Consider the following 24,016-nt stretch of genomic DNA (forward strand, 5'->3'; position numbering starts at 1 on the left):
CCCTGCCGAGCCGAGATGGGGCTCCATGCGAGCGGAGGCCCATCGCATCGGAAAACGGACCATGCTGTCTTTTTCGCTGTTACGCTCAGCAGATCGGTCGCCTCCCGCGACTCCCACGCCAGGTTGGAGCCACCATGCGAAGAACGTCGTTCAGGCAGGCGCTCGTGGGTCTTGCCGCCACCCTGCTTGTCATGATCCCGACGTCGATGAAGGCTGTATCGTCCTTGGGCCTGCCGCCGGAGGACGCAAGCGACCGCCGCATCGACATGGATGCTGACGTCTCGGGGGTGTCCTTCGAACAGCTCGCGTGGCAGAACGAATTCGCTGAACTCGTCACGTCTTACTCGATGGACCCGCAGTGGCGCTACGCGTACTCGGAGATCATCTCCCCTGGGGAGGCGGTCCTGGCTTTCGGTGGCGCTGCTCCCGACGGTCTGGATGAGGAATTGACCGCGCTGGGTGGCCATGTCACGGTGCTCGAACACACCGGCTTTACCGAGCTTGAGATCCAGGACGCCGCGGGCCGCGCTGCTCAGGTGGTCCTCGACCTCGGCGCCACATCGGTGCTCGCGGTCCCCGATGCGCGTGACCGCACGATCACCGTGAGTTTCAGCGGTGTGGCGCTGGAGGCTGCCGAGTTCCGCAGAGCGCAGGACGCGATCGAGGATGATGTCCTCGGCGGTGGGCTGGCGGCCGCCGGATTCTCGGTGAACGTCGAGGAGTCCGAAACACAGGTCTTCGAGGCCGATCCTCTCGGCCTAGCCGAGTGATCGCGTGCCAGACGTCCCCGTGACGCGGAGACCGCCCACGGGACCTGTGATCAGCCGAAGTCGGAGGCGGTCTTGCGGGCGATGTCGAGGAAGGCGCGCCGCGACTCGAGGTTCTCGGTCAGGTTCTTGACCTTCTTCTCGTCACCGGCGGCCCGTGCCTTCTCCAGCTCGGCCTCCGTCTCGGCGATCGCGGCCTCGAGCTTGCCGATCATGTCATCGGCCCGCGCCGATTTCTCAGGATCCGTTCGCTGCCACTCGCGTTGACCGGCATCGCGGATCGCATTCTCGACGGTGCGCAGACGGCCCTCGAACTCCTTGACCCGGGCCCGTGGCACCTTGCCGGCGGCCTCCCAGCGATCGGCGATCGACTGCCAGGCGCGACGTGCGGCATCCAGATCCTTGATCGGCAGCAGCGCCTCGGCCTCGGCGAGGATCTCGGCCTTGACCTCGGCATTCTTCTCGTACTCGGCGTCGAGCTCGGCATTGGCGGCGTCACGTGCGGAGAAGAAGACGTCCTGGGCTGCGCGGAAGCGCTTCCAGAGTTTGTCCTCGACGCCGCGAGGGGCGGAGCCGGCCTTCTTCCACTGCTGCATGAGCTCGCGATAGCGCCCCGAGGTGGGCCCCCAGTCGGTGGAATCCTGCATCGCCTCGGCCTCCGCGATCAAGCGCTCCTTGATCTTGGCGGCTTCGTCGCGGCGAGCCGACTGCTCGCTGAAGTGGGCCTTGCGGCGCTTGGTGTACGCCGTGCGCGCCGAGCTGAAGCGGTGCCAGAGTTCGTCATCGAGGGACTTGCTGAGCCGGGGAAGGGCCTTCCACTCGTCGAGCAGCTGGCGGAAGCGATCGGCACCGCCTCGCCAGTCGTTGCCGGTCGAGAGCTTCTCCGCTTCGGCGACGATCCGGCTCTTGGCCTCCTTCGACTCAGCCTGGCGCTGTTCGCGCTCGGCCTTGCGCTGTTCGCGCAGCGTCGCGATCTGCGGCTCGAGGGCGTCCAGACGGGCCGTCAGGGAGGCGAGGTCGCCGATGGCCTGGGCATTGGCGAGCTGCTCGCGGACCTGGGCCAACGCCTTCTGCGCATCATCGGGGGCCACCGTGCCGGCGGACATGCGCTGCTCCAGCAGCTCGACCTCCGTCTGGAAGCCCTCGAAGCGGCGGGTGTACAGCGCGATGGCCTCCTGCGGGTCGCCACCGACCCACTGGGCGATGAGGCGCTCCCCATCGCCCTCGCGCACGTACACATTTCCTTCGGCGTCGACGCGACCCCACTCCTGCTGGGCGGCGGCAGGTCGCTCGCTTCGCTCGCTCATGGTGATGAGTGTAGTGGTGCGCCGACCGGCGAGGAGGTGCACGTCACGTCTGATGTCTCGCGTAGGCTGGCCGACGTGCTTCTCACCAGTTTTCCGGCCGGTCCGCTGCAGGCGAACTGCTACTTCATCGCCGAGGGCGAGGGTGGCGCCTGCGCGATCGTCGATCCGGGTATGGAGTCCTTCGAGGCGATCGAGAAGGTCGTCGAGGAACACGGTTTCACCGTCGCGGCCGTCCTGGTCACCCACGGGCATTTCGACCACATGTGGTGCGCCCAGGATGTCGCCGCCCGGTACGGCTGCCCGGTGTGGATCCATCCCGCTGACCGACATCTGCTGAGCGATCCGATGGCCGCGGTCTCCGGACAGTCCGCGGCGATGCTGCGCCAGCAGTTCGCCGACATCGAGATGCCGGAGTTCGTCGAGCCCGCCGACGTCCGCGACGCCGTGGACGGCGCCCGCATCGATGTCGGCTCACTGGTGCTCACGGTCGACCACTGCCCAGGACACACACCGGGCACCGTGATGTATCGCGTCGACTATCCGGGGCCCGAGCCCGTCTCCCAGGTCGCGTTCTCCGGTGACTTCCTGTTCTTCGGCTCGATCGGCCGCACCGACCTCACCGGCGGCGACCATGCTCAGATGATGGAGAGCCTGCGCACCAAGGTGCTGACGCTGCCCGATGACGTCGTCGTGCTGCCCGGCCACGGCCAGCAGACCTCCATCGGCCGCGAGAAGAGCACCAATCCCTTCCTCGCGGAGCTGAGCGCATGAGCGAGCGAACGGTGGGGTCTCTCTCATGCCGGCATCGTCTATTGTGCGTCTTCTTCGAGGCGGTGGCGGCATGAGCAAGAGAACGAAGCTCTCGGGCTTCCCTGAGTACCTCCCGGCGGAGCGCAATGTCGAACTCGCCGTGCTGGATCATCTGCGCCGGGTCTTCGAGCTGCACGGCTTCACGAATATCGAGACCCGCGCGGTGGAGACGATCGAGCAGCTGACCCGCAAGGGCGAGATCGACAAAGAGGTCTACGTGCTGCGCCGCCTGCAGGCCGCCGAGGACGGTGCCGATGCCGGCATGGGGCTGCACTTCGACCTCACCGTGCCCTTCGCGCGCTATGTCGTGGAGAACGCGGGCAAGCTCGCCTTCCCCTTCCGCCGCTACCAGATCCAGAAGGTGTGGCGCGGCGAGCGCCCCCAGCAGGGGCGCTTCCGTGAGTTCACGCAGGCCGATATCGACATCGTCGGCGAAGGCACGCTGCCCTTCCACTTCGATGTCGAGGTCGCCCGGGTCATGGCTGAGGCGCTCTCCGGCCTGCCGGTGCCCGAACTGACCCTCCAGGTCTCCAACCGCAAGGTGCTGGAGGGGTTCTACCTCGGCCTCGGGCTGGGTGACCCCACGGCGGTCATGCAGGTCATCGACAAGCTCGACAAGCTGCCCGGTGAGAGGATCATCGAGTTGCTGCTGGAACTCGGGCTAGGGGAGCCACAGGCGCGTCAGTGCCTCGCCCTCGCCGAGATCCGCAGTGCCGACACGTCCTTCGTCGATCGGGTCCGCGGACTCGGCGTCGAGCACCCGATGCTCGACGAGGGGCTCGAGGAGCTCGCTGCCGTCGTCGGGGCCGGGGCCGATGTCGAGGGCGTCACCGTGATGGCCGACCTGCGCATCGCCCGCGGCCTGGACTACTACACCGGCACCGTCTTCGAGACCCGGATGGCCGGTTACGAGTCGCTGGGCTCGATCTGTTCGGGCGGTCGCTACGACCAGCTCGCCAGCGACGGCAAGCGCACTTATCCCGGTGTCGGCATCTCACTCGGCGTCTCGCGCCTGCTCGCCCCGCTCCTCGCCGATGGCATGACCTCGACGCGCAGCGTGCCGTCAGCCGTCCTCGTGGCCCTCGCCGATGAGGGCGCCAGGGCCGCCGCCGACGCCGTCGCCCAGCGGCTGCGGGCGCGAGGCATCGCCGCCGAGGTCGCGGCCAGTGCCCAGAAATTCGGCAAGCAGATCCGCTACGCCGAGCGGCGAGGGATCCCGTTCGTGTGGTTCCCTCCCGCCGAGCCCGACGGTGAGCACACCGTCAAGGACATCCGTTCGGGGGACCAGGAGCCGTCCGACCCGGACGCCTGGACCCCGTCCGCCACCGATCTACGACCCCAGGTCGTCACCCCCGAAGGAGACCGCACGTGATCCGCACCCATGACGCCGGAACTCTGACCGCCGCCGATGTCGGCGAGCAGGTCACGCTCGCCGGCTGGGTCGCCCGCCGCCGCGACCATGGCGGTGTCGCGTTCATCGACCTGCGCGAGGCCTCGGGCGTCGTGCAGGTGGTCGTGCGCGAGGATGTCGCACATCAGCTGCGTTCGGAGTTCTGTCTCAAGGTCACCGGCACGGTCGAGCGTCGTCCCGAGGGCAACGAGAATCCCGCGATCGGCACGGGGGAGATCGAGGTCATCGCCGAGGATGTCGAGATCCTCAGCGCCTCGGCACCGCTGCCGTTCCCCATCGACGAGGCTGCGTCATCGGGGGAGGGGACGGTGGGCGAGGAGGTACGCCTCAAGTACCGTTACCTCGATCTGCGCCGCCAGGGCCCGGCTGAGGCGATCCGGCTGCGCTCGAAAGTCAACGCCGCTGCTCGGTCGGTCTTGGAGCGTCACGACTTCGTCGAGGTCGAGACGCCTACGCTCACCCGATCGACTCCCGAGGGCGCGCGCGACTTCCTCGTGCCCGCCCGGCTGCGGCCCGGCAGCTGGTACGCGCTCCCGCAAAGCCCCCAGCTGTTCAAGCAGCTCCTGCAGGTCGGCGGTCTTGAGCGCTACTACCAGATCGCGCGCTGCTACCGCGATGAGGATTTCCGCGCCGACCGGCAGCCGGAGTTCACCCAGCTGGACATTGAGATGAGCTTCGTCGAGGCCGATGACGTCATGGCTCTCGCCGAAGAGGTCTACGTCGAGCTCTGGAAGCTCATCGGCGTGGAGCTGACCACCCCGTTCCCGCGCATCACCTATGCCGATGCCATGAACAGGTACGGCTCGGACAAGCCGGACCTGCGCCTCGACCTCGAGCTCACCGAGTGCACCGAGTTCTTCGCCGAAACGCCCTTCCGGGTCTTCCAGGCGCCGTATGTCGGCGCCGTGGTGATGCCCGGCGGCGGCTCGCAGCCGCGGCGCCAGCTGGACGCCTGGCAGGAGTGGGCCAAGCAGCGGGGGCACAAGGGCCTCGCCTACATCCTCGTCGGCGAGGACGGCGAGCTGTCCGGCCCGGTCTCCAAGAACATCACCGATGCCGAGAAGGCCGGCATCGCGACGCATGTGGGCGCAAAGCCCGGTGACTGCATCTTCTTCGCCGCGGGTCCCCGCAAGTCGGCACAGAACCTGCTCGGTGCCGCGCGCCTGGAGATCGGACGCCGCTGCGATCTGATCGACGACTCGGCGTGGGCCTTCTGCTGGGTCGTCGACTGGCCGATGTTCGAGGCTGTCAGCGATCTCGACTCCGGCGATGTCGCCGTCGGCGGGGGCGAGTGGACGGCCGTACACCACGCGTTCACCGCGCCGCAAGATGTCGCCACGCTCGACGATCCCGGCACCTCGCTCGCGCAGGCCTACGACATCGTCTGCAATGGCAACGAGATCGGCGGCGGCTCGATCCGTATCCATCGTCAGGACGTGCAGGAGAAGGTCTTCTCGATCATGGGCATCGGCGAGGAGGAGGCCCGCGAGAAGTTCGGCTTCCTGCTCGACGCGTTCAGCTTCGGTGCCCCGCCGCACGGTGGCATCGCCTTCGGATGGGACCGCACCTGCGCGCTGTTGTCGGGTGTCGACTCGATCCGTGAGGTCATCGCCTTCCCGAAGTCCGGCGGCGGCTACGACCCGTTGACGTCCGCGCCCGCGCCGATCACCCCCGAGCAGCGCGCCGAGGCCGGCGTCGATGCCGAACCCGAGGCCGAGGAGAGCTGACCCGACGTCGGGAACTCACCGATCGGTCTCAGAGGCCTTACCAATGCCCCCGGGGTCGAGCGGTGGGTTGTGCACCTGTCCGAGCTTCTGAGACGTGCGTAACCCACCGCCCACCCGGACGAGAGGTGCGTAACCCACCGCCCACCCGGACGAGAGGGGCGTAACCCACCGCCCATGGTGAGCCCCGTCGCCGGTCCGGGACGCACTGACGGTGGCGATGGGTAGGCTCGATCCATGCCCTCCGATGGCCTGTTCGACCTGCCCGACGCGCCTGTCTCGCTACCCACGTCCAGCGGCACCCTCGCGGGCAATCAGTTCGCGACGGCGCCGCTCGCGGTGCGGATGCGTCCGCGCAGTCTCGACGAGCTCGTCGGGCAGCAGCACCTGCTCGGCCCAGGCTCTCCGCTGCGGCAGATGATCGACGGGCACAAGCCGCTGACCATCCTGCTCTGGGGTCCTCCGGGCACCGGCAAGACCACACTCGCGAGCCTCATCAGCACCCAGACCGATCGCCGCTTCGTCGAGGTCTCGGCCGTCAGCGCCGGGGTCAAGGAGGTCCGCGAGGTCATCACCGGAGCCCGCAAGGCGCTCGCGGCCACCGGCCAGGAGACCGTCCTGTTCGTCGACGAGGTCCACCGGTTCAGCAAGGCCCAACAGGATGCCCTGCTTCCCGGGGTGGAGAATCGCTGGGTGAGCCTCGTCGCGGCCACCACCGAGAACCCGCATTTCAGCGTGATCTCCCCGCTGCTCAGCCGATCGCTGCTTCTCACGCTCGAGTCGCTGACCGATGAGGACATCGCCGTCCTCGTCGACCGTGCCCTCACCGACGAGCGGGGGCTGAATGACGAGGTCACGCTCACCGATGACGCCAAGGACCATCTGGTCCGGCTCGCGGGAGGTGACGGCCGCCGGGTGCTCACCTACCTCGAGGCGGCCGCCGGTGCCGCCACCTCCCAGGGTAAGACGGAGATCGACGTCGAGGACGCGGCCCAGGCCGTCGACCGGGCGGCCGTCCGCTATGACCGGCAGGGTGACCAGCACTACGACGTCACGAGCGCCTTCATCAAGTCCATCCGCGGATCGGATGTCGATGCCGCCCTGCACTATCTCGCCCGGATGATCGAGGCGGGGGAGGACCCGCGGTTCATCGCCCGCCGCCTGATGATCCACGCCAGCGAGGACATCGGCATGGCCGATCCGACCGCCTTGCAGGTGGCGACCACGGCTGCGCAGGCGGTCGCGATGATCGGCTTCCCAGAGGCGCGCATTCCGCTCGCGCAAGCCGTCATCCACCTGGCCACCGCCCCGAAGTCCAATGCCGTCATCCGCGCGATCGACGCGGCGCTCAGCGATGTGCGGGCCGGCAAGGTCGGCGCCGTGCCCCCGGCGCTGCGCGATGCTCACTACTCGGGTGCCAAGAAGCTCGGCCACGGGCACGACTATCTCTACGCCCACAATGATCCACGCGGCGTGGTCGCCCAGCAGTACGCCCCGGACGATATCGACGGCACCGAGTACTTCGAGCCGGGCCGCCACGGAGCGGAGGCCGCTCTGGCTGATCGTCTGGCCCGCATCCGCGCCATCCTGCGCGACCGCTGAAACGAGGGCCGTCCTGACACTGTCGGCGGCCGATCCCGCACCGGAACCCGCTCGGTGCGTGGCGACGCGCCGCCCGGCCCCCGTGACGTCCCCGTGACCGGTAACCTCGTTGTATGCCTGTCGACGTCGTCGTGCTCGTCGTGGCCGCGGTCCTCGCCGTGGTCGCGCTCGTCGCCGCCGTCGTTGCCCTGCGCGCGGTCCGCGAGGTCAAAGCCCTCCGCGAGCAGACCGACGTCCCCGTTGAGTGGGACGTTCGGACGGTGGAAACGGCGAATGCGCCGTCCAAACGTCCCACTCAACGGGGAGACGCGGGGCTCCGTCCAGGGAGGTACCCCCACACTCAGCGGGTTCGCGGGGTTGAAAAGGTGCCGGCGGTGCGCGAGGCCGCGGAGCCACAGGAGGCCCGGGTGATCGAGGGCCGGGTGATCGTGCCGCCGACACAGGAGCAGGTGGTCGCGGCCCAGATGACCAGGCCGAGCGTGCGCCTCACGATCGTGCTGTCCGGACTGGCCCACGCGCTGCGTCCCGAGAGCCGCGACCGGATCAGCGGCCTGGTGCGCCGCGAGTACCGGCAACGACGGCGAGCGCGTCAGCGGGCCGGCCGACGCGCGGCACGCGCCACCAACAACCCACCGACGCAGACCGACGGATGGATGAGCTCATGACACCACGTGCCCTCTGGTTCGTCGCCGGCACAGCGGCCGGGGTATATGCCTCGGTCAAGGCCCGGCGAGCGGCCTACCGGATATCGATGCCGGGCTTGATCGATCAGGCAGGTGCCCTCGGCTCGGGCTGGCGAGCCTTCAGCGCCGAGATGCGCGACGGCCGGCAGGCCAAGGAGCACGAGCTGCGCACCCAGGTCCTGGGAGCGCCCGAGCTCGGAGCCTCCGCCCACGCCCCCTCCCACCCACTGGAAATCGAGAAGGACCCCACCTGATGGACACCGCTGAGATCCGGCGCCGCTTCCTGGCTCACTTCGAGGCCGCCGGCCACACGGTCGTGCCGTCCGCGCCGTTACTGCTCGACGATCCGAACCTGCTGTTCGTCAATGCCGGCATGGTGCCGTTCAAGCCGTACTTCCTCGGCCAGGAGACCGCACCGTACGACCGCGCGACGAGTGTCCAGAAGTGTGTCCGCACCCTCGATATCGAGGAGGTCGGCAAGACCACCCGGCATGGAACGTTCTTCCAGATGAACGGCAACTTCTCCTTCGGCGACTACTTCAAGGAAGGGGCGATCACCCACGCGTGGGAGCTGATCACGACGAGTGTCGCCGACGGTGGTCTCGGCTTCGACCCGGAGGACATCTGGGTCACGGTGCTGCACAGCGACACCGAGGCGCGCGAGCTGTGGAAGAAGATCGCCGGCCTGCCCGATGAGCGCATCCAGAATCGTGGGCTCCTCGACAACTACTGGCATATGGGAGTCGAGGGTCCCGGCGGGCCCTGCTCGGAGATCTACGTAGACCGCGGTGCGCAGTACGGTCCGGACGGCGGCCCCGAGGCCGACGAGGACCGCTTCCTGGAGATCTGGAACCTCGTCTTCATGCAGGAGGAGATCACCCATGTCCGCGCCAAGGACGTCTTCGATGTCGTGGCGCCGCTGCCGCAGCAGAATATCGACACCGGCATGGGCCTGGAGCGGGTCGCCTATCTGCTGCAAGGCAAAGAGAACATGTACGAGATCGACGAGGTCTTCCCGGTCATCGCCAAGGCGGCCGAACTGAGCGGCAAGCGCTATGGCGCCGATCCGGCCGATGACGTGCGTTTCCGGGTCGTGGCCGACCATGTCCGCAGCGGTCTGATGCTCATCGGCGACGGTGTCACCCCGGGCAACGAGTCCCGCGGCTATGTCTTGCGCCGCCTGCTGCGCCGTGCCGTCCGCTCGATGCGTCTGCTCGGCTACGACGCGCCCGCGCTGCCCGAGCTGTTGCCCGTCAGCCTGGACAAGATGAAAGCCTCCTACCCCGAGCTGGCGACCGATTTCGCGCGGATCAGCCAGGTGGCCTACACCGAGGAGGATGCCTTCCGTTCGACGCTGGCCAAGGGCACGCAGGTCTTCGACCTCGCTGCCGGCGCCGCCAAGGAGGCCGGTCGCAGTGTCCTGGCGGGTGAGCAGGCCTTCCAGTTGCACGACACCTATGGCTTCCCGATCGACCTCACCCTCGAGATGGCGGCCGAGCAGGGGCTGAGCGTCGACGAGGAGGGCTTCCGTGGCCTGATGGCCGAACAGCGCGCCCGGGCCAAGGCCGATGCCAAGGCCAAGAAGGGCAGCCACGCGGACACGAGCCTCTACCGTGAAACCCTCGACACGCACGGCCCCACCGACTGGCAGGCGTATACGACCCTCAGCACCGAGTCCCGAGTGCTGGCGCTCTACGCCCACGGCACCGCGGTCCCCGCGTCGAGCCAAGGGAGCATCGCCGAGGTCGTGCTCGACCGCACACCCTTCTACGCCGAGTCCGGTGGCCAGAACGCCGATGCCGGAACACTGTCGTGGGATGGCGGACGAGCCGAGGTGCTCGACGTGCAGCGCCCGGTCCGCGGTCTCGTGGTGCATCAGGTGCGCATCCTCGACGGCGAGCTGACCCTCGACACCGTCCTATCGGCCGATGTCGACCGCGACTGGCGGGTCGGCGCGGCGCAGGCGCACTCGGGTACGCACGTGGTCCACGCGGCACTGCGCGAAGTGCTGGGCCCCACGGCGTTGCAATCCGGCTCGTACAACCGTCCCGGCTACCTGCGTCTGGACTTCGGCTGGAACGGTGCGCTCTCTCCGGAGCAGCTGCGCGATGTCGAGGAGGCCTCCAATCGCGCCCTTCGCGAGGACCTCGCGGTCTCCGCGGCCGTCATGCCCCTGGCCAAGGCGCGCGAGATCGGCGCTCTGGCGCTGTTCGGCGAGACCTACGGCGAGGATGTCCGTGTCGTCGAGATCGGCGGTCCCTGGTCGCGCGAGCTCTGCGGCGGCACCCACGTGCAACGGTCCAGCCAGATCGGCACCGTCGTGGTCACGTCCGATGCCTCGGTCGGCGCGGGCAACCGCCGCGTCGAGGCGCTCGTGGGACTCGAGGGCTTCCAGTATCTGGCCCGTGAACGCGACCTCGTACTGCAGCTCACGGACCTGCTCAAGACCAAGCCCGATGATGTCCCGCACCGCGTGTCGGATCTGATGTCGCGGCTCAAGGCCACCGAGAAGGAGCTCGAGAAGTTCAAGAGCGCGCAATTGCTCGGGGCCGCGGGAGATCTGGCCAAGGGCGCGCGCGATATCGGCGGGATCGCGCTCGTGACGCACCGCGCCGAGGGCGTAGGCGGCGGCGATGTACGGCAGATGGCGCTCGATATCCGTGGTCGGCTCTCGGATCGACCCGCGGTCGTGGTCGTCATCGGCACCGCGGGCGACAAGCCGAGCGTCGTGGTCGCCGCCACTGCGGCGGCACAGGAGCGCGGTGTCGCCGCGAACCAGCTCATCGGGGTGATCGGCGAGAAGATCGGGGGCCGGGGAGGTGGCAAGGCCGATGTCGCCCAGGGCGGCGGCACCGACCTCGGCGCCATCGACGCGGCCTTCGCAGCGGTGGAGGCTGCCCTTTGAGGCCGGGCCGACGGCTGGGGATCGATGTCGGCGATGTCCGCATCGGGGTCGCCGTGAGCGATCCGGAGGCTCTCATCGCTTCACCGTTGGAAACTGTGCCCGCGAAGGGCGATCCGATCGAGCGGATCCTCGCGATCGCGGGGCAGTACGAGCCGATCGAGTGTGTCGTCGGGCTGCCCATCGGGTTGTCCGGTCAGGAGGGTGCGGCCGCGGCCAAGGCCCGTGCCTTCGCCGACCGACTCCTGGCGGCACTCCCCGGGGTCTCGGTACGGTTGGTCGACGAACGGATGTCCACGGTGACCGCGGCGAGCCAGCTGCGGGCCTCGGGACGTAACGCTAAGAAGTCGCGATCGGTCATCGACCAGGCCGCCGCGACCGTGATCTTGCAGACGGCCTTGGACGCCGAACGTACGCGGGGAACCGCCCCGGGTGAACTCATCGAAGGGACCGCATGAGCGAGCGGAGCGAGCGAGCATTGGGGTTTCTCATGCCGGCCATCGCCTACTGTGCTTTTTCTTGGGTGGTGTCGGCATGAGCGAGCGGAGCGAGCGAGCATTGGGGTTTCTCATGCCGGCCATCGCCTACTGTGCTTTTTCTTGGGCGGTGGCGGCATGAGCGAGCGGAATGACAGCGGGTTGAACCTGCTCACCGGTGGTTCCGGGGATGGCGGTGGTCCTGCACGGAGTGCGGGGCATCGTCGCGCCCAGCCGCCGCGTCGTTCGCGCCTCGGCAAGATCGTGGCTGTCGTGGTCGCGATCGTGCTCGTGGTGCTCGCCGGCTTCTGGGTGGTGGGCCAGATCCGCGATCGCTTCGGCGCCCCGGCCGACTACGAGGGCGATGGCGAGGGTGAGACGACCGTGCAGATCGTGGAGGGCGCGAGTGGTGCTCAGATCGCCCAGGTGCTCTACGACGCCGATGTCGTCGCATCGACCGAGGCCTTCTACCGGCTGTCGTTGAACGACGAGCGCGCGCAGACGATCCAGCCCGGCACCTATCAGCTCCGCGAGAAGATGTCGGCGGAGTCGGCCCTCGCGGCATTGAGCGATGTGGGCAATCGGCTGGAGGCGCGGGTCACCATCCCCGAGGGGTCGCGCATCGACGACATCATCCCGGTGATCGTGGAGAACACGGAGCTCACCGAGGAGGATCTGCGGGCGGCGCTCGATGATCCGGCCGCGATCGGATTGCCTGAGGTCGCTGCCGGAAATCCGGAGGGTTATCTCTTTCCGGAGACCTATTTCGTCGAGCCGGACACGACCGCGGTGCAGCTCATCGCCCAGATGGTCGCGCAGACCGCGCAGGTCACCGAGAGCCTCGACATCGCGAATCGGGCCTCTGCGCTCGGCTACAACGGCGAGGAGATCATGACGGTCGCGAGCATCCTCGAGCGCGAGGTCAACAATGACGAGGACTTCCGTAAGGCCGCGCGGGTCATCTACAACCGGCTCGATGACGGCATGCCGTTGCAGATGGACTCGACGGTGCACTATGTCAGCGGCCGTCAGGGGGATGTCTTCACTACGCCTGATGAGCGCGATGCCGACACGCCGTACAACACCTACCGGTATGCCGGACTGCCCCCGGGACCGATCGGGTCGCCGGGCAGAGCGGCCATCGAGGCGGCGCTGAACCCCGATGTGGGCGAATGGAGGTACTTCGTCGCGGATCCGGAGACCGGCGAGACCACCTTCAACGACACCTACGAGCAGCATCAGCAGGCTTGTCAGGACGCCGGATTCCAGTGCTGACCCCTCAGCGACGCTGCGCGGTGGTGGGGCGTCCGGTCGTCCACTCGCTGTCCCCAGTCATGCACCGCGCGGCGTACGGGGTGCTCGGGCTCCCGTGGACCTATGACGCGATCGAGCTGGCCGATGGCGAGCTCGCGGTTTTCGCCGATGGCCTCGACGACGCCTGGAGAGGGCTGTCGGTGACGATGCCCTTCAAACGCGAGGCCGCGGCCTTCGCCGATCACCGCACGGACGATGTCGTCTTCCTCGGTGTCGCCAACACGCTCGTGCGCGAGGAGGACGGCTGGTACGCATCGAATACCGATGTGCCCGGCGCGGTGCTCGCGCTGCGAGAGGCGGGGGTCGAGCGGGTCGAGACGGTGAGGATGCTGGGCGCGGGTGCCACCGCTGCGTCGTTGGTCCTCGCCGCGTCGCGGCTCGGCGCTCGATCGGTCGAGCTCCTCGTCCGCGACCCCGCCCGGGCGAGCGAGGTCGCGGCGGTCGCTCGCGAGCTCGCGCTGGAGGTCGAGATCGTCGAGGTGACTGCCTCACCCGACACTGCTGTGGATCTGCTGGTCAACACCATCCCGGCCGCGGCGGTCAGGGGGCGCGAGCACGCCCTCGTGGGCGCGGCGACCGGGGTGTTCGAGGCGATCTACGATCCGTGGCCCACCCCGCTGTTGAGCGCCGCGCAGGAGGAGGGTCTGGCCACCGCGACCGGACTGGACCTGCTGGCGCATCAGGCCGTGCTGCAGCTTCTCGCCATGACCGGGGAGGCCGTAGCCCCCGATGTGCTGCGCGAGGCCGCGTTGGACGCCCTCGGCGCCTGACGGGTTCGTCCACAGGACATGTTCCATGCGCCTGCCTCGTGCCACTCCGCACGGTAGGGTCGGCGCGTGCCCGCCGCCTCGCTGACCGTCGTCGCCGCCGCGCTCATCGCCGCCGCGACCCGGTGGTGGCTCGCTCGCCTCCCAGAACCGGAGCTGGACGCCGACGAGCACAAGATCCCCTATGCCGAGCTCGCACGACCGGTGGTGCCGACCCTCCTCATGGTCGTCCTCGCCGCCGTGCTCGCGGCGTTGGCGGCGTGGCAGCTTCCCCCCGTCCTGCTGCCCGCCTGGGCCGTGCTGGCAGGTGTGGCGCCGGTCCTGGCCTATGTCGACCTGCGGACGCACCTGCTGCCCTATCTGATCGTCGCTCCGACCTATGCGACCGTCTGGGTGCTGACCATCGGCGTCGCGATCGGCACCCGCGACGGGGGACTCGTCCTCTCCGCGTTGATCGGCAATGTCGTGGTGTTCGCAGTCTTCTGGCTCCTCTACGTCATCGCCGGCAGGTTCCTCGCGGGAGGCTTCGGATACGGCGACGTGCGGCTCTCGGCGGTCCTCGGAGTGCTCCTCGGTCCGTTGGGAGCCTCGGCGACCTTCGTGGGGATCTACGCCGGATTCGTCATCGCCGCGATCGTGGGTGTGGTGCGCAACGGTGGACGGGTGCGTGGCGGTCCGCCGGTGGCCTTCGGCCCGGCCATGGTCGTGGGTGCGTTCGTCGCCGTGTTCGTCTGACGGGCGCATCGCGGGCGACGGTATACCCCGTGAAAGAATCACCCCATGCTTCGTTGGTTGACGGCCGGGGAATCCCACGGCCCAGCACTGGTGGCGACCCTCGATGGACTGCCGGCAGGTGTCGAGGTCGGGAGCGCGGAGATCTCCACGGCCCTCGCGCGGCGTCGTCTCGGATACGGCCGCGGTGCCCGGATGAACTTCGAGGCCGATGCCCTGGAGATCATCGGCGGCATCCGCCACGGGCTCACGCTCGGCAGTCCGGTGGCGTTGCGCATCGGCAACTCCGAGTGGCCCAAGTGGGAGCGGGTCATGGCGGCCGATCCGATCGACCCCGAGGAGCTCGCCGGGCTCAAGCGTGGCGCGCCGTTGACCCGTCCGCGGCCCGGACACGCCGATCTCGCTGGCATGCAGAAGTACGACTTCGACGAAGCCCGTCCGATCCTCGAGCGAGCCAGCGCCCGGGAGACGGCGGCACGCGTGGCGCTCGGTGAGATCGCGGCCCGTTTCCTGCGTCAGGCCACGGGTGCCACGATCGTCAGCCACGTGGTCGAGCTGGGCACCGTCGTGGCTCCCGCCGGGCTCGTGCCTACGGCCGATGATGTCGCGAGGCTCGACGCCGATCCGCTGCGGTGCGCCGATCCGGCCACCTCCGAACGGATGGTCGCCGAGGTCGACGCGGCGCACAAGGACGGCGACACTCTGGGGGGCATCGTCGAGGTGGCGGTCTGGGGGCTTCCTCCCGGACTCGGCTCCCACGCCCAGTGGGACCGCCGTCTCGACAGCCGGCTGGCGGGTGCGCTGATGGGCATCCAGGCGATCAAGGGGGTCGAGCTCGGCGACGGCTTCGAGCTCGCCCGCACCAGGGGCTCCGCCGCCCACGATGAGATCGTCCCCACCGAGAACGGCATCCGCCGGGTGAGCGGCCGGTCCGGTGGCACCGAGGGCGGCATGACCACCGGCGAGTTGCTGCGCGTGCGTGCCGCGATGAAGCCGATCGCCACCGTCCCGAGGGCGCTGCGCACCGTCGATGTCGCCACCGGCGAGGAGGCCGCCGCCCACCACCAGCGTTCCGATGTCTGTGCCGTCCCCGCGGCCGGGATCGTCGCCGAGGCCATGGTGGCCCTGACGCTGGCCGATGCCGTGCTGGAGAAGTTCGGGGGTGACTCGGTGGGGGAGACCCGGCGCAATGTCGAGTCCTATCTGGACCACCTGAGGTTCCGCTGATGGCACCGATCGTGATCGTCGGGCCGCCGGGTGCGGGCAAGTCGACGACCGCGCAGCTGGTCGCCGACCGGATGGGCCTCGCCGTGCGCGACACCGATGCCGATGTCGAGGCCGAGCAGGGCGTCAGCGTCCAGGACATCTTCATCGAGTCCGGTGAGGCGAGATTCCGCGAACTGGAGCACGAGGCGGTGGTGCGGGCGCTGGCCGAGCACGACGGGATCGTCTCGCTCGGCGGCGGTGCGCCGGTCCACGAGGGCACCCGTGAGCTCCTGCGCGAGCACCGGGTGGTGTTCCTCGACGTGGGCCTGGCCCAGGCCGCGGCCCGGGTGGGCATGAACTCGGGGCGTCCGCTGCTGCTCGGCAATGTCCGCGGACAGCTCAAGAGGCTGATGGACGACCGGCGGCCGATCTACCTCGAGGTGGCGACCACCGTTATCGACACCGATGCGCTGTCGCCCGATGAGGTCGCCGATGCCGTCATCGCCTTCGTGGAGGAGGATGCCCGATGAGCCGCCTGACCGTTGCGACCGCCCAGCCCTATGAGGTCGTGGTCGGTGCGGATGCCGCACGGGAGCTCGCCGGCCTGGTGCCGGCCGATACCGAGCGGGTCGCGATCGTGCACGCGCCGGCGGTGACCGACCGTGCGGAGAGCCTGGCGGCCGAGTTGGCGCATCTGCAGGTCCTGCTCATCGAGACCCCGGACGGCGAACAGGCCAAGACCCCCGAGTTCCTCGCGCACTGTTGGAGCCTGCTCGCCCAGCACGGCTACACCCGGTCCGATCTCGTGGTCGGCATCGGCGGGGGAGCGACGACCGATCTCGCCGGCTTCCTCGCGGCCAGCTGGTTGCGAGGCGTGCGATTCGTCACGGTGCCGACCACGGTGTTGGGCATGGTCGACGCGGCCGTCGGCGGCAAGACGGGCATCAATCTGCGCGAGGGCAAGAACCTGGTCGGCGCCTTCCACGAGCCGATCGGCGTCTTGTGCGATCTCGACGCTCTCGCGACCCTCCCGGCGGCGGAGATCCGCAGCGGGCTGGCGGAGATCATCAAGTGCGGGTTCATCGCGGATCCGGACATCCTGGACATCGTCGAGCGGGATCCGGCCGCCGCCGCGGATCCCTACGATCCGGTGCTCGCCGATCTGATCGAGCGCGGCATCGCGGTCAAGGCGGCCACGGTGGCCGGGGATCTCACCGAGCGCGGTCCCGGGGGGGCGATCGGCCGCGAGGCGCTCAACTACGGGCACACCCTCGGGCACGCGATCGAACGTCACGAGCGGTACGGCATCCGGCACGGCGAGGCGATCGCGATCGGTATGGTCTTCGTGGCAGAACTGGCGCACCGTGCGGGGCGTATCGACTCGCGCCTGCTGGCCCGACACCGTCGCCTGCTGTCCTCGGTCGGGCTGCCGACCACCTACCACGACGACCAGTTCGACCATCTGATGGCCGGGATGCGGTTGGACAAGAAGTCACGTGGTTCCACGCTGCGCTTCGTGGTCCTCGACGCGCTGGCCCGTCCCTCCATCCTCGCCGCCCCCGATGAGATCCTCCTGCGCTCCAGCTACGAGGCGATCCTCGAATGACCACGTCTCGGTACAACGTGGGGAACGGGTGAGGCGATGAGCACTGTTCGGCGGCGGGAGCGGCTCGGCCGGATGATCGCGGATCGCGGCGCGGACGCGTTGTACGTGGGCGACCTGGTCAATGTGCGTTACCTGACCGGATTCACCGGCTCGAACGGCGCGGTGCTGGTCTTCGCCGACGGGTCGGCGGTGTTCTTCACCGATGGTCGTTATCGCGAGCAGGCCGCTCAGGAGCTCCCCGATCTCGAGCACGTCATCACCCGGCGGCTGCTCGACGAGGCACGGAAACGCGGCCGTGGCTCGCTCCTGGCCGAGACCCATGTGCTGAGCGTGGACGCCTGGCGCCGGCTCGGTGAGCCGGAGTCCTCGGGCCGGCTGGTCGAGGAGCTGCGCGAGACCAAGGACGAGGCCGAGATCTCCCTGCTGCGCCGGGCCTGCGCGATCTCCTCACTGGCCCTCGAACAACTCTTGGCCGGACCGCTGACCGGCCGTACCGAGCGCGAGCTCGCGCTCGACCTGGAGACCCGCATGGTCGAGCTCGGAGCACAGGACAAGGCCTTCGACACGATCCTCGCGGCGGGTGAGAACTCGGCGATCCCGCACCATCGCCCGACCGACCGGGTCGTCAAGCACGGCGATCTGCTGAAGATCGACTTCGGTGCGCTGGTCGAGGGCTATCACGCGGACTGCACGCGCACCGTCGTGTTGGGGCGGGCCGCCGACTGGCAGCGTGAGATCTACACGGCCGTGCGAGACGCGCAGGCCGCCGGCCTGGAGCGACTGCGCGCCGGTGTTCCCGTCGCCGACTCATACAGGGCCGCGACCGAGTCGCTCGACGCCGCGGGGTGGTTGTCGGCCTTCACGACGGGTCTCGGCCATGGCGTCGGGCTCCAGATCCACGAGGACCCGTTCCTCGGTGCGGCCCACCCCGGTAGACTCACTCGTCGCACTGTCCTGACGATGGAGCCGGGGATCTACCTGCCCGGGCGTGGGGGAGTGCGCATCGAAGACACCGTCGTCGTGACGGACGCCGCGCCCGAGGTGCTGACCACGACGCCCAAAGACCTCATGGAGATCGCCTGATGGCCACCACGAACGACTTGAAGAACGGCATGGTGCTGAATATCGACGGACAGCTCTGGTCCGTCATCTGGTTCCAGCACCACAAGCCCGGCAAGGGCGGTGCGGTCGTCCGCACCAAGCTGAAGAATGTCACGAGCGGCAAGACCGTCGACCGTACGTTCAATGCCGATGTCAAGGTCGAGGTCGCCAATGTCGACAAGCGCGACATGCAGTTCCTGTACCACGACGGCACCTCCTATGTGTTCATGGACAACTCGACCTACGACCAGCTCGAGCTGAACGACGCGGTCGTCGGCGATGCCAAGGACTACATGCTGGAGAACCAGAACGTCGTGGTCGCGGTCAATGACGGCATCCCGCTCTACATCGAGTTGCCGGCCTCGGTCGAGCTGACCGTCGAGTACACCGAGCCCGGACTCCAGGGCGACCGCTCCAGCGGCGGCACCAAGCCGGCCCGTCTGGAGACGGGCAAGGAGATCCAGGTCCCGCTGTTCATCGACAATGGGGAGCGGATCAAGGTCGACACCCGCGACGGCAGCTACCTCGGGCGCGTCTCGGCCTGATGGGAAAACGCACTCGCTACCGCAAGCGGGCCTTGGACATCCTCTTCGAGTCCGAGGCCCGCGGCGGTGACCTCTCGGCCACGCTGGCCGACCGCGTCGCGGTCAACGATCCGCCGGTCAACGCGTACACCGTGGCACTGGTCGAGGGAGTCACGGAGCATCAGGCGCGGATCGACGGCCTGCTCGCGGAGAATGCGCGCGGCTGGACCCTCGACAGGATGCCGGCGGTCGACCGCAATCTGCTGCGGATCGGCGCGTACGAGATCCTCTACAACGACGACGTCCCCGATGCCGTCGCGGTGAGCGAGGCGGTCGACCTCGCGACGGATCTCTCCACCGACGAGTCGCCTAAGTTCATCCGTGGTCTGTTGAGCCGTCTCATCGAGCTCAAGCCTTCGCTCGCGGAGTAGCGTACCGACGCCTCGGCGCGGGACATATGTCGCCGTCACCGACTGGCGGCGCGTGCGCGGGCGGTGGGCTGTCCCTCGCCCCGGAACGGTGGTTGACCACGCACCGCCCGGCGAGCAGGGGGAGGCGGCGTGCTACCCGTCATCGCGCTCGTCCGCCGGGCCACTCCCTCACCGCCGTGCCGCGCTGTCTCAGCATGTGGCCGGCGTGGACCGAGCGGCAAGAACTTTTCTTCGGCCGAAAGTCCCCCTTAACATGGGGCGAATAGGGGATTCAGTGCCCCTGACAACTGCCGTTCGGGGCTGCGAGAACGGAAGAAGCCCGTTACCGTCGGGTGCTGGTCGCGAGAGACGTGGCCCTGTGACGACGAGGACGGTGCATGACGGCGATCGCCGATTTCTTCACCTTCATCGCGGAGCGATGGTCGGTGCTGTCGTTCCTCGCCTACCAGCACATGAGCCTCGTGGTGCAATCCCTGCTGATCGCGACCCTCCTAGCGATCGTCGTCGGCGTCTTGGCTGTACGTACCTCGTGGGGTATCACAGCGGCGCAGACCTTCTCGGCGGTCGGCCTCACGTTCCCCTCCTACGCGTTGCTCGGCCTCCTGGTCGGCATCGTGAGCATCGGCGTGCTGCCCTCGGTCATGGTGCTCGTATTCTTCGGCTTCCTGCCGATCCTGCGCAACGTGGTCGTCGGCCTCGCAGGGGTCGACCCCGCGCTGGTCGAGTCGGCCCGTGGCATGGGGATGAGCCGGATGGCCACCTTGCTGCGTCTGGAGATCCCTCTCGCCTGGCCCGTCATCATGACCGGTGTCCGCGTGTCGGCGCAGATGCTGATGGGTGTCGCCGCCATCGCCGCCTTCGCCCTCGGCCCCGGTCTCGGCGGCTACATCTTCTCGGGTATCTCCCGCATGGGGGGCGCCAATGCCACCAATTCGATCGTCGCGGGCACGCTGGGCATCATCCTGCTCGCCGTGATCCTCGACATCGTCCTGAACACCCTGACCCGACTCACGACCTCGAAGGGCATCGCACGTGTCTGAGCACTCCAGTACCGCAGGCGAGCGCATCCTGCTCGAGAACATCACCAAGAAGTACCCGGGTCAGTCCGCCGCCGCGGTCGATGACATCACGATCGAGTTCCCGGCCGGTGAGATCGTCATGCTCGTCGGGCCGTCGGGATGCGGCAAGACCACCACGATGAAGATGATCAACCGGCTCATCGAGCCCACGTCCGGTCGCATCCTCATCGGCGACGAGGACGTCACCGACACGAACCCCGACGAGTTGCGTCGCCGCATCGGCTATGTCATCCAGGGCGCGGGACTGTTCCCGCACTTCACGGTGGGCGACAACATCGCGCTGGTGCCGCGGATGCTCAAGTGGGACAAGCAGCGCGTCAGCGACCGGGTCGACGAGCTGCTCGATCTCGTCGGTCTGGAGCCGGGGGAGTACCGCGACCGCTATCCGCGCGAGCTGTCCGGCGGTCAGCAGCAGCGTATCGGGGTGGCTCGTGCTCTGGCGGCCGATCCACCGGTCCTGCTGATGGACGAGCCCTTCGGCGCCGTCGACCCGATCACTCGCCAGCGGCTGCAGGACGAGCTGTTGCGCCTCCAGGAGGAGCTGCAGAAGACCATCGTCTTCGTGACGCACGACTTCGACGAGGCCCTCAAGCTCGGCGATCGCATCGCGATCCTGGAGACCGGCTCGCAGATCGTGCAGTACGACACTCCCGAGCAGATCCTCGCCCATCCGGCGAACGAGTTCGTCGAGGGCTTCGTGGGAGCCGGCGCGGCCCTCAAGCAGCTCTCGCTCACCCGTGTCCGCGAGATCGACCTGCACGAGGCCGCCGTCGCCCACGTCGGCGACGACCCGGACGAGGCAATCGCGGCAGCGGAGGCCATCGACCGCGAGCACGTCATCGTGCTGGACCGTTTCGACCGTCCGCAGCGGTGGATGTCGCTGCGGGAGCTCAGGCGGGACGGCAGCCTGACGAATGTGCGTCGCGATCTCAACCTGGAGACCGTCTCGCTCGCCTCGACCCTCAACGACGCGCTCGACGAGATGCTGACGTCCTCGCACGGCGTGGTCGTGGTCACCGGGAGGCGCAACTCCTATCAGGGCGTCGTACGGGTGGAGACGGTCATGGGAGCGATGCAACAGCTGCAGCAGCCGCCGACGGAAGCGGCGACATGAGCACGGCCGAGACCGCGACCCTCGACACCGCGACAGCGGGCGTCTCGGACAGCCCGGGCATCGCGCGCTATGTGACGCAGCCGCTGGTGTGCGTCCTCGTGGTCGTCGGCTGTCTGGTCTTCGTGCAGACCGCCGATGTCTCCGACAGCGAGGCGCGGGCGCTGGCGATCAGCAATCTGCTGCCGCTGTTCGGGCAGCATCTGAGCGTCAGCCTGATCGCCACGGTCGTCACGGTCGTGGTCGCCGTCCCGATCGGGGTGCTGCTGACCCGCGGCCCGATGCGGCGTTACTCCAAGCCGATCATCACGGTCGCCGGCTTCGGCCAGGCGGCGCCTGCGATCGGTCTCATCGCGCTGGGAGCGGCGATCTTCGGCATTGGGACTTTCGGCGCCGCGGCGGCCCTGGTGGTGTACGGCTTGCTGCCGATCATCGCCAACACCGTCGCGGGCATCGACTCGGTCGATCCGAAACTGGTGGAAGCCGGTCGCGGTATGGGCATGTCGGGGTTCTCGACGCTGGTGCGCGTGGAGGTGCCGTTGGCGCTGCCGATCATCGTCGCGGGCGTACGCACCGCCCTCGTCCTCATCGTGGGCACCGCCGCGCTGGTCTCGTTCACCGGCGGTGGCGGGCTCGGCCACCTCATCACCTCCGGGATCAAGCTGCAGCAGAACGTGGTCCTCATCATCGGCGCCCTGCTGATCGCCTCCCTCGCGCTGTTCATCGACTGGATCGCCCGGGTCGTGGAGATCGTGGCGTCGCCGAAGGGAGTCTGACGTGACCATCCGCCGACTTCGTCACCTGGCCCTGGCCGGAGCCGCCACCGCGCTGCTCGCCTCCGGCTGCGGACTGCAATCCTCGTCAGGCGCGGTGCTATCCGCCGAGCCCGCCGGGATCGAGCGCTACGACTCGCTGGAGGACGTGCCGATCACCGTCGTCGCGAAGGATTTCACCGAGCAGCTCGTCCTCGGCAACATGGTCTCGACGATTCTCGACGTCGCGGGAGCCGATGTCACGAACATGTCCAACACGCCGGGATCCTTCGGCGCCCGCCAGGCCATGCTCGACGGCGATGCGGATGTCACCCCGGAATACACCGGCACCGGCTGGATCAACTACCTCGGGCACGACGAACCGGTCAAGGGCGAGGAGGAGCAGTGGCAGGCGGTCCTCGAGGCCGACGAGCCGAACGGCCTGGTCTGGCTGCCGCCCTCCCCGATGAACAACACCTATGCCTTCGCGATCCGCGAGGACAAGGCCGAGGAACTGGGGGTCGAGAAGTTCTCTGACATCCTGGAGTTGCCGCCCGAGGAACTCACCTTCTGCGTGGAATCGGAGTTCGCGACGCGCAATGACGGCTTCGAGCCGATGCTGGCCACCTACGACCTGACGCTGAACGACCTCGCCGACGTCCTCACCCTCGACACGGGTGTCGTCTACACGGCGACGGCGGAGGGACGCTGCAATTTCGGCGAGGTGTTCACGACCGACGGACGCATCCCGGGCCTGGATCTGCGAGTGCTGGAGGACGACCGGCAGTTCTTCCCGCTGTACAATCTCTCGATGGTGGTCAACGCGGAGTTGCTCGACGAGCATCCGGAGATCCAGGAGGTCCTCGACCAGGTCTCGCCGCTCATCACCAACGAGGTCATGCTGGAGCTGAACGCGCGGGTCGACAGCGACGGTGAGGATCCGGCGATCGTCGCCCGCGACTGGCTCGTGGAGGAAGGCCTCGTCGAGATGCCCTGACCCGAGACCCGTCTTCGACCGGCCGTGCTGTTGGCGGAGCATGGGCCATGGCTTCGCGGCGAGCGCGTCCTGCTAGGCTGAAGCGACCGATCGACATCCTTTAACCACCGTCCCGTGAGGCGGAGAAGGAGGTCAGCATGGTGGTGTCCGCCGACACGCCCACGCCTGACGACATCCCCGCGCGCACCGTCCTCGACGACCAGGACATCTCCCGCGCACTCACTCGCATCACCCACGAGATCCTCGAACGCAATCGTGACTCCTGCGATGTGCTGCTGCTGGGGATCCCCACCCGCGGAGTTCACCTCGCCCGGCGCATCGCCGAGCGGATGAGCGAGGTCGAAGGCCGCACCATCACGCCGGGCTCCCTCGACGTCACGATGTACCGCGACGACCTGCGGATGCGCCCCGCCCGGGCCCTGGAGCACACCTCGATCCCCGAGGACATCGACGGCAAGACCGTCGTGCTCATCGATGACGTGCTGTTCAGCGGCCGCACGATCCGCGCCGCCCTCGACGCGCTCAACGACCTCGGTCGCCCGCAGGCGGTCCAGCTGGCCGTCCTCGTCGATCGCGGACACCGCGAGCTGCCGATCCGCGCCGATTTCGTCGGCAAGAACCTCCCCACGTCGCTGGCCGAGAAGGTGAGGGTCCGCCTCGCCGATCACGACGACGAACCCGATTCGGTCACGATCGTGGGAGGTGGGTCCTGAT

Annotated in this window: 24 protein-coding genes; 23 read left to right on the forward strand and 1 reads right to left on the reverse strand. The window is 68.4% G+C overall.

The features are described 5' to 3' along the window. Positions 1 to 134 precede the first annotated feature (134 nt). Complete coding sequence (locus BHE97_RS09650; protein WP_236757621.1) at positions 135 to 770, forward strand: hypothetical protein; 636 nt, start codon at positions 135 to 137, stop codon at positions 768 to 770. Positions 771 to 820: 50 nt separating this feature from the next. Here BHE97_RS09650 and BHE97_RS09655 read toward each other — a convergent pair whose 3' ends face one another. Beyond that, positions 821 to 2,074: a DUF349 domain-containing protein gene (locus BHE97_RS09655; RefSeq protein WP_087623889.1), complete on the reverse strand. Its 1,254-nt coding sequence runs from the start codon at positions 2,072 to 2,074 to the stop codon at positions 821 to 823. Positions 2,075 to 2,149: 75 nt separating this feature from the next. Between BHE97_RS09655 and BHE97_RS09660 the strand changes: the two genes are divergently transcribed. From BHE97_RS09660 to pyrR, 22 genes are all read left to right on the forward strand, one after another. After that, the gene (locus tag BHE97_RS09660; protein WP_087623890.1) at positions 2,150 to 2,845 is read left to right on the forward strand and encodes an MBL fold metallo-hydrolase; all 696 of its coding nucleotides are present in this window, start codon (positions 2,150 to 2,152) and stop codon (positions 2,843 to 2,845) included. A 70-nt stretch (positions 2,846 to 2,915) separates the two neighbouring features. Next, positions 2,916 to 4,256 (forward strand): histidine--tRNA ligase, encoded by a 1,341-nt coding sequence (hisS, locus tag BHE97_RS09665; RefSeq protein WP_087623821.1) that lies wholly within the window; start codon positions 2,916 to 2,918, stop codon positions 4,254 to 4,256. Then, a complete protein-coding gene (gene aspS / locus BHE97_RS09670) occupies positions 4,253 to 6,022 on the forward strand; it encodes an aspartate--tRNA ligase (protein WP_087623822.1) in 1,770 nt (589 codons plus the stop codon). The genes hisS and aspS overlap by 4 nt, the downstream gene beginning before the upstream one ends. Positions 6,023 to 6,256: 234 nt before the next feature. After that, positions 6,257 to 7,621, forward strand: a complete 1,365-nt coding sequence (locus BHE97_RS09675; RefSeq protein WP_087623823.1) for a replication-associated recombination protein A — start codon at positions 6,257 to 6,259, stop codon at positions 7,619 to 7,621. Between the two features lie 113 nt (positions 7,622 to 7,734). Further along, positions 7,735 to 8,286 (forward strand): hypothetical protein, encoded by a 552-nt coding sequence (locus BHE97_RS09680; protein WP_087623824.1) that lies wholly within the window; start codon positions 7,735 to 7,737, stop codon positions 8,284 to 8,286. Next, a complete protein-coding gene (locus tag BHE97_RS09685; RefSeq protein ID WP_087623825.1) occupies positions 8,283 to 8,558 on the forward strand; it encodes a DUF6167 family protein in 276 nt (91 codons plus the stop codon). The genes BHE97_RS09680 and BHE97_RS09685 overlap by 4 nt, the downstream gene beginning before the upstream one ends. Next, positions 8,558 to 11,209: an alanine--tRNA ligase gene (alaS, locus tag BHE97_RS09690; RefSeq protein WP_087623826.1), complete on the forward strand. Its 2,652-nt coding sequence runs from the start codon at positions 8,558 to 8,560 to the stop codon at positions 11,207 to 11,209. The genes BHE97_RS09685 and alaS overlap by 1 nt, the downstream gene beginning before the upstream one ends. Beyond that, the gene (ruvX, locus tag BHE97_RS09695; protein WP_087623827.1) at positions 11,206 to 11,664 is read left to right on the forward strand and encodes a Holliday junction resolvase RuvX; all 459 of its coding nucleotides are present in this window, start codon (positions 11,206 to 11,208) and stop codon (positions 11,662 to 11,664) included. The genes alaS and ruvX overlap by 4 nt, the downstream gene beginning before the upstream one ends. A 156-nt stretch (positions 11,665 to 11,820) precedes the next feature. After that, positions 11,821 to 12,957, forward strand: coding sequence for an endolytic transglycosylase MltG (gene mltG / locus BHE97_RS09700; RefSeq protein WP_087623828.1), 1,137 nt, complete (start codon positions 11,821 to 11,823; stop codon positions 12,955 to 12,957). Then, positions 12,951 to 13,766 (forward strand): shikimate dehydrogenase, encoded by an 816-nt coding sequence (locus BHE97_RS09705; protein ID WP_272896906.1) that lies wholly within the window; start codon positions 12,951 to 12,953, stop codon positions 13,764 to 13,766. Before mltG ends, BHE97_RS09705 begins: the two co-directional genes overlap by 7 nt. A gap of 66 nt (positions 13,767 to 13,832) precedes the next feature. After that, complete coding sequence (locus tag BHE97_RS09710; protein WP_087623830.1) at positions 13,833 to 14,498, forward strand: A24 family peptidase; 666 nt, start codon at positions 13,833 to 13,835, stop codon at positions 14,496 to 14,498. A gap of 45 nt (positions 14,499 to 14,543) precedes the next feature. Further along, on the forward strand, positions 14,544 to 15,722 hold the full coding sequence (aroC, locus tag BHE97_RS09715) for a chorismate synthase (RefSeq protein ID WP_087623831.1): 1,179 nt from the start codon (positions 14,544 to 14,546) through the stop codon (positions 15,720 to 15,722). Continuing rightward, a complete protein-coding gene (locus tag BHE97_RS09720) occupies positions 15,722 to 16,231 on the forward strand; it encodes a shikimate kinase (RefSeq protein WP_087623832.1) in 510 nt (169 codons plus the stop codon). The genes aroC and BHE97_RS09720 overlap by 1 nt, the downstream gene beginning before the upstream one ends. After that, positions 16,228 to 17,307, forward strand: a complete 1,080-nt coding sequence (aroB, locus tag BHE97_RS09725; protein ID WP_087623833.1) for a 3-dehydroquinate synthase — start codon at positions 16,228 to 16,230, stop codon at positions 17,305 to 17,307. Before BHE97_RS09720 ends, aroB begins: the two co-directional genes overlap by 4 nt. 36 nt (positions 17,308 to 17,343) lie before the next feature. Continuing rightward, on the forward strand, positions 17,344 to 18,390 hold the full coding sequence (locus BHE97_RS09730) for a Xaa-Pro peptidase family protein (RefSeq protein WP_087623834.1): 1,047 nt from the start codon (positions 17,344 to 17,346) through the stop codon (positions 18,388 to 18,390). After that, on the forward strand, positions 18,387 to 18,953 hold the full coding sequence (gene efp, locus BHE97_RS09735) for an elongation factor P (protein WP_087623835.1): 567 nt from the start codon (positions 18,387 to 18,389) through the stop codon (positions 18,951 to 18,953). The genes BHE97_RS09730 and efp overlap by 4 nt, the downstream gene beginning before the upstream one ends. Further along, positions 18,953 to 19,363, forward strand: coding sequence for a transcription antitermination factor NusB (gene nusB / locus BHE97_RS09740; protein WP_087623836.1), 411 nt, complete (start codon positions 18,953 to 18,955; stop codon positions 19,361 to 19,363). The genes efp and nusB overlap by 1 nt, the downstream gene beginning before the upstream one ends. A gap of 377 nt (positions 19,364 to 19,740) precedes the next feature. After that, positions 19,741 to 20,403: an ABC transporter permease gene (locus BHE97_RS09745; protein WP_087623837.1), complete on the forward strand. Its 663-nt coding sequence runs from the start codon at positions 19,741 to 19,743 to the stop codon at positions 20,401 to 20,403. Further along, positions 20,396 to 21,556 (forward strand): betaine/proline/choline family ABC transporter ATP-binding protein, encoded by a 1,161-nt coding sequence (locus tag BHE97_RS09750; RefSeq protein ID WP_087623838.1) that lies wholly within the window; start codon positions 20,396 to 20,398, stop codon positions 21,554 to 21,556. Before BHE97_RS09745 ends, BHE97_RS09750 begins: the two co-directional genes overlap by 8 nt. Beyond that, on the forward strand, positions 21,553 to 22,329 hold the full coding sequence (locus tag BHE97_RS09755) for an ABC transporter permease (RefSeq protein WP_087623839.1): 777 nt from the start codon (positions 21,553 to 21,555) through the stop codon (positions 22,327 to 22,329). Before BHE97_RS09750 ends, BHE97_RS09755 begins: the two co-directional genes overlap by 4 nt. A gap of 1 nt (position 22,330) precedes the next feature. Further along, complete coding sequence (locus tag BHE97_RS09760; RefSeq protein WP_201791398.1) at positions 22,331 to 23,302, forward strand: glycine betaine ABC transporter substrate-binding protein; 972 nt, start codon at positions 22,331 to 22,333, stop codon at positions 23,300 to 23,302. Between the two features lie 137 nt (positions 23,303 to 23,439). Continuing rightward, positions 23,440 to 24,015 carry a bifunctional pyr operon transcriptional regulator/uracil phosphoribosyltransferase PyrR gene (gene pyrR, locus BHE97_RS09765; protein ID WP_087623840.1) on the forward strand — a complete coding sequence of 192 codons (576 nt, stop codon included), beginning with the start codon at positions 23,440 to 23,442 and terminating at the stop codon, positions 24,013 to 24,015. Position 24,016 lies beyond the last annotated feature (1 nt).

Origin of the sequence: Aeromicrobium sp. PE09-221, from assembly GCF_002174305.1 — a bacterium.
Classification (GTDB): Bacteria; Actinomycetota; Actinomycetes; order Propionibacteriales; family Nocardioidaceae; genus Aeromicrobium.

Coding starts and splice junctions, on each gene's coding strand:
- aroC (WP_087623831.1), top strand. CDS start 14,544: ATGCTTCGTTGGTTGACGGCCGGGGAATCCCACGGCCCAGCACTGGTG.
- BHE97_RS09680 (WP_087623824.1), top strand. CDS start 7,735: ATGCCTGTCGACGTCGTCGTGCTCGTCGTGGCCGCGGTCCTCGCCGTG.
- hisS (WP_087623821.1), top strand. CDS start 2,916: ATGAGCAAGAGAACGAAGCTCTCGGGCTTCCCTGAGTACCTCCCGGCG.
- BHE97_RS09745 (WP_087623837.1), top strand. CDS start 19,741: ATGACGGCGATCGCCGATTTCTTCACCTTCATCGCGGAGCGATGGTCG.
- BHE97_RS09685 (WP_087623825.1), top strand. CDS start 8,283: ATGACACCACGTGCCCTCTGGTTCGTCGCCGGCACAGCGGCCGGGGTA.
- alaS (WP_087623826.1), top strand. CDS start 8,558: ATGGACACCGCTGAGATCCGGCGCCGCTTCCTGGCTCACTTCGAGGCC.
- aroB (WP_087623833.1), top strand. CDS start 16,228: ATGAGCCGCCTGACCGTTGCGACCGCCCAGCCCTATGAGGTCGTGGTC.
- BHE97_RS09755 (WP_087623839.1), top strand. CDS start 21,553: ATGAGCACGGCCGAGACCGCGACCCTCGACACCGCGACAGCGGGCGTC.
- BHE97_RS09650 (WP_236757621.1), top strand. CDS start 135: ATGCGAAGAACGTCGTTCAGGCAGGCGCTCGTGGGTCTTGCCGCCACC.
- pyrR (WP_087623840.1), top strand. CDS start 23,440: ATGGTGGTGTCCGCCGACACGCCCACGCCTGACGACATCCCCGCGCGC.
- BHE97_RS09730 (WP_087623834.1), top strand. CDS start 17,344: ATGAGCACTGTTCGGCGGCGGGAGCGGCTCGGCCGGATGATCGCGGAT.
- BHE97_RS09655 (WP_087623889.1), bottom strand. CDS start 2,074: ATGAGCGAGCGAAGCGAGCGACCTGCCGCCGCCCAGCAGGAGTGGGGT.
- BHE97_RS09675 (WP_087623823.1), top strand. CDS start 6,257: ATGCCCTCCGATGGCCTGTTCGACCTGCCCGACGCGCCTGTCTCGCTA.
- mltG (WP_087623828.1), top strand. CDS start 11,821: ATGAGCGAGCGGAATGACAGCGGGTTGAACCTGCTCACCGGTGGTTCC.
- nusB (WP_087623836.1), top strand. CDS start 18,953: ATGGGAAAACGCACTCGCTACCGCAAGCGGGCCTTGGACATCCTCTTC.
- BHE97_RS09720 (WP_087623832.1), top strand. CDS start 15,722: ATGGCACCGATCGTGATCGTCGGGCCGCCGGGTGCGGGCAAGTCGACG.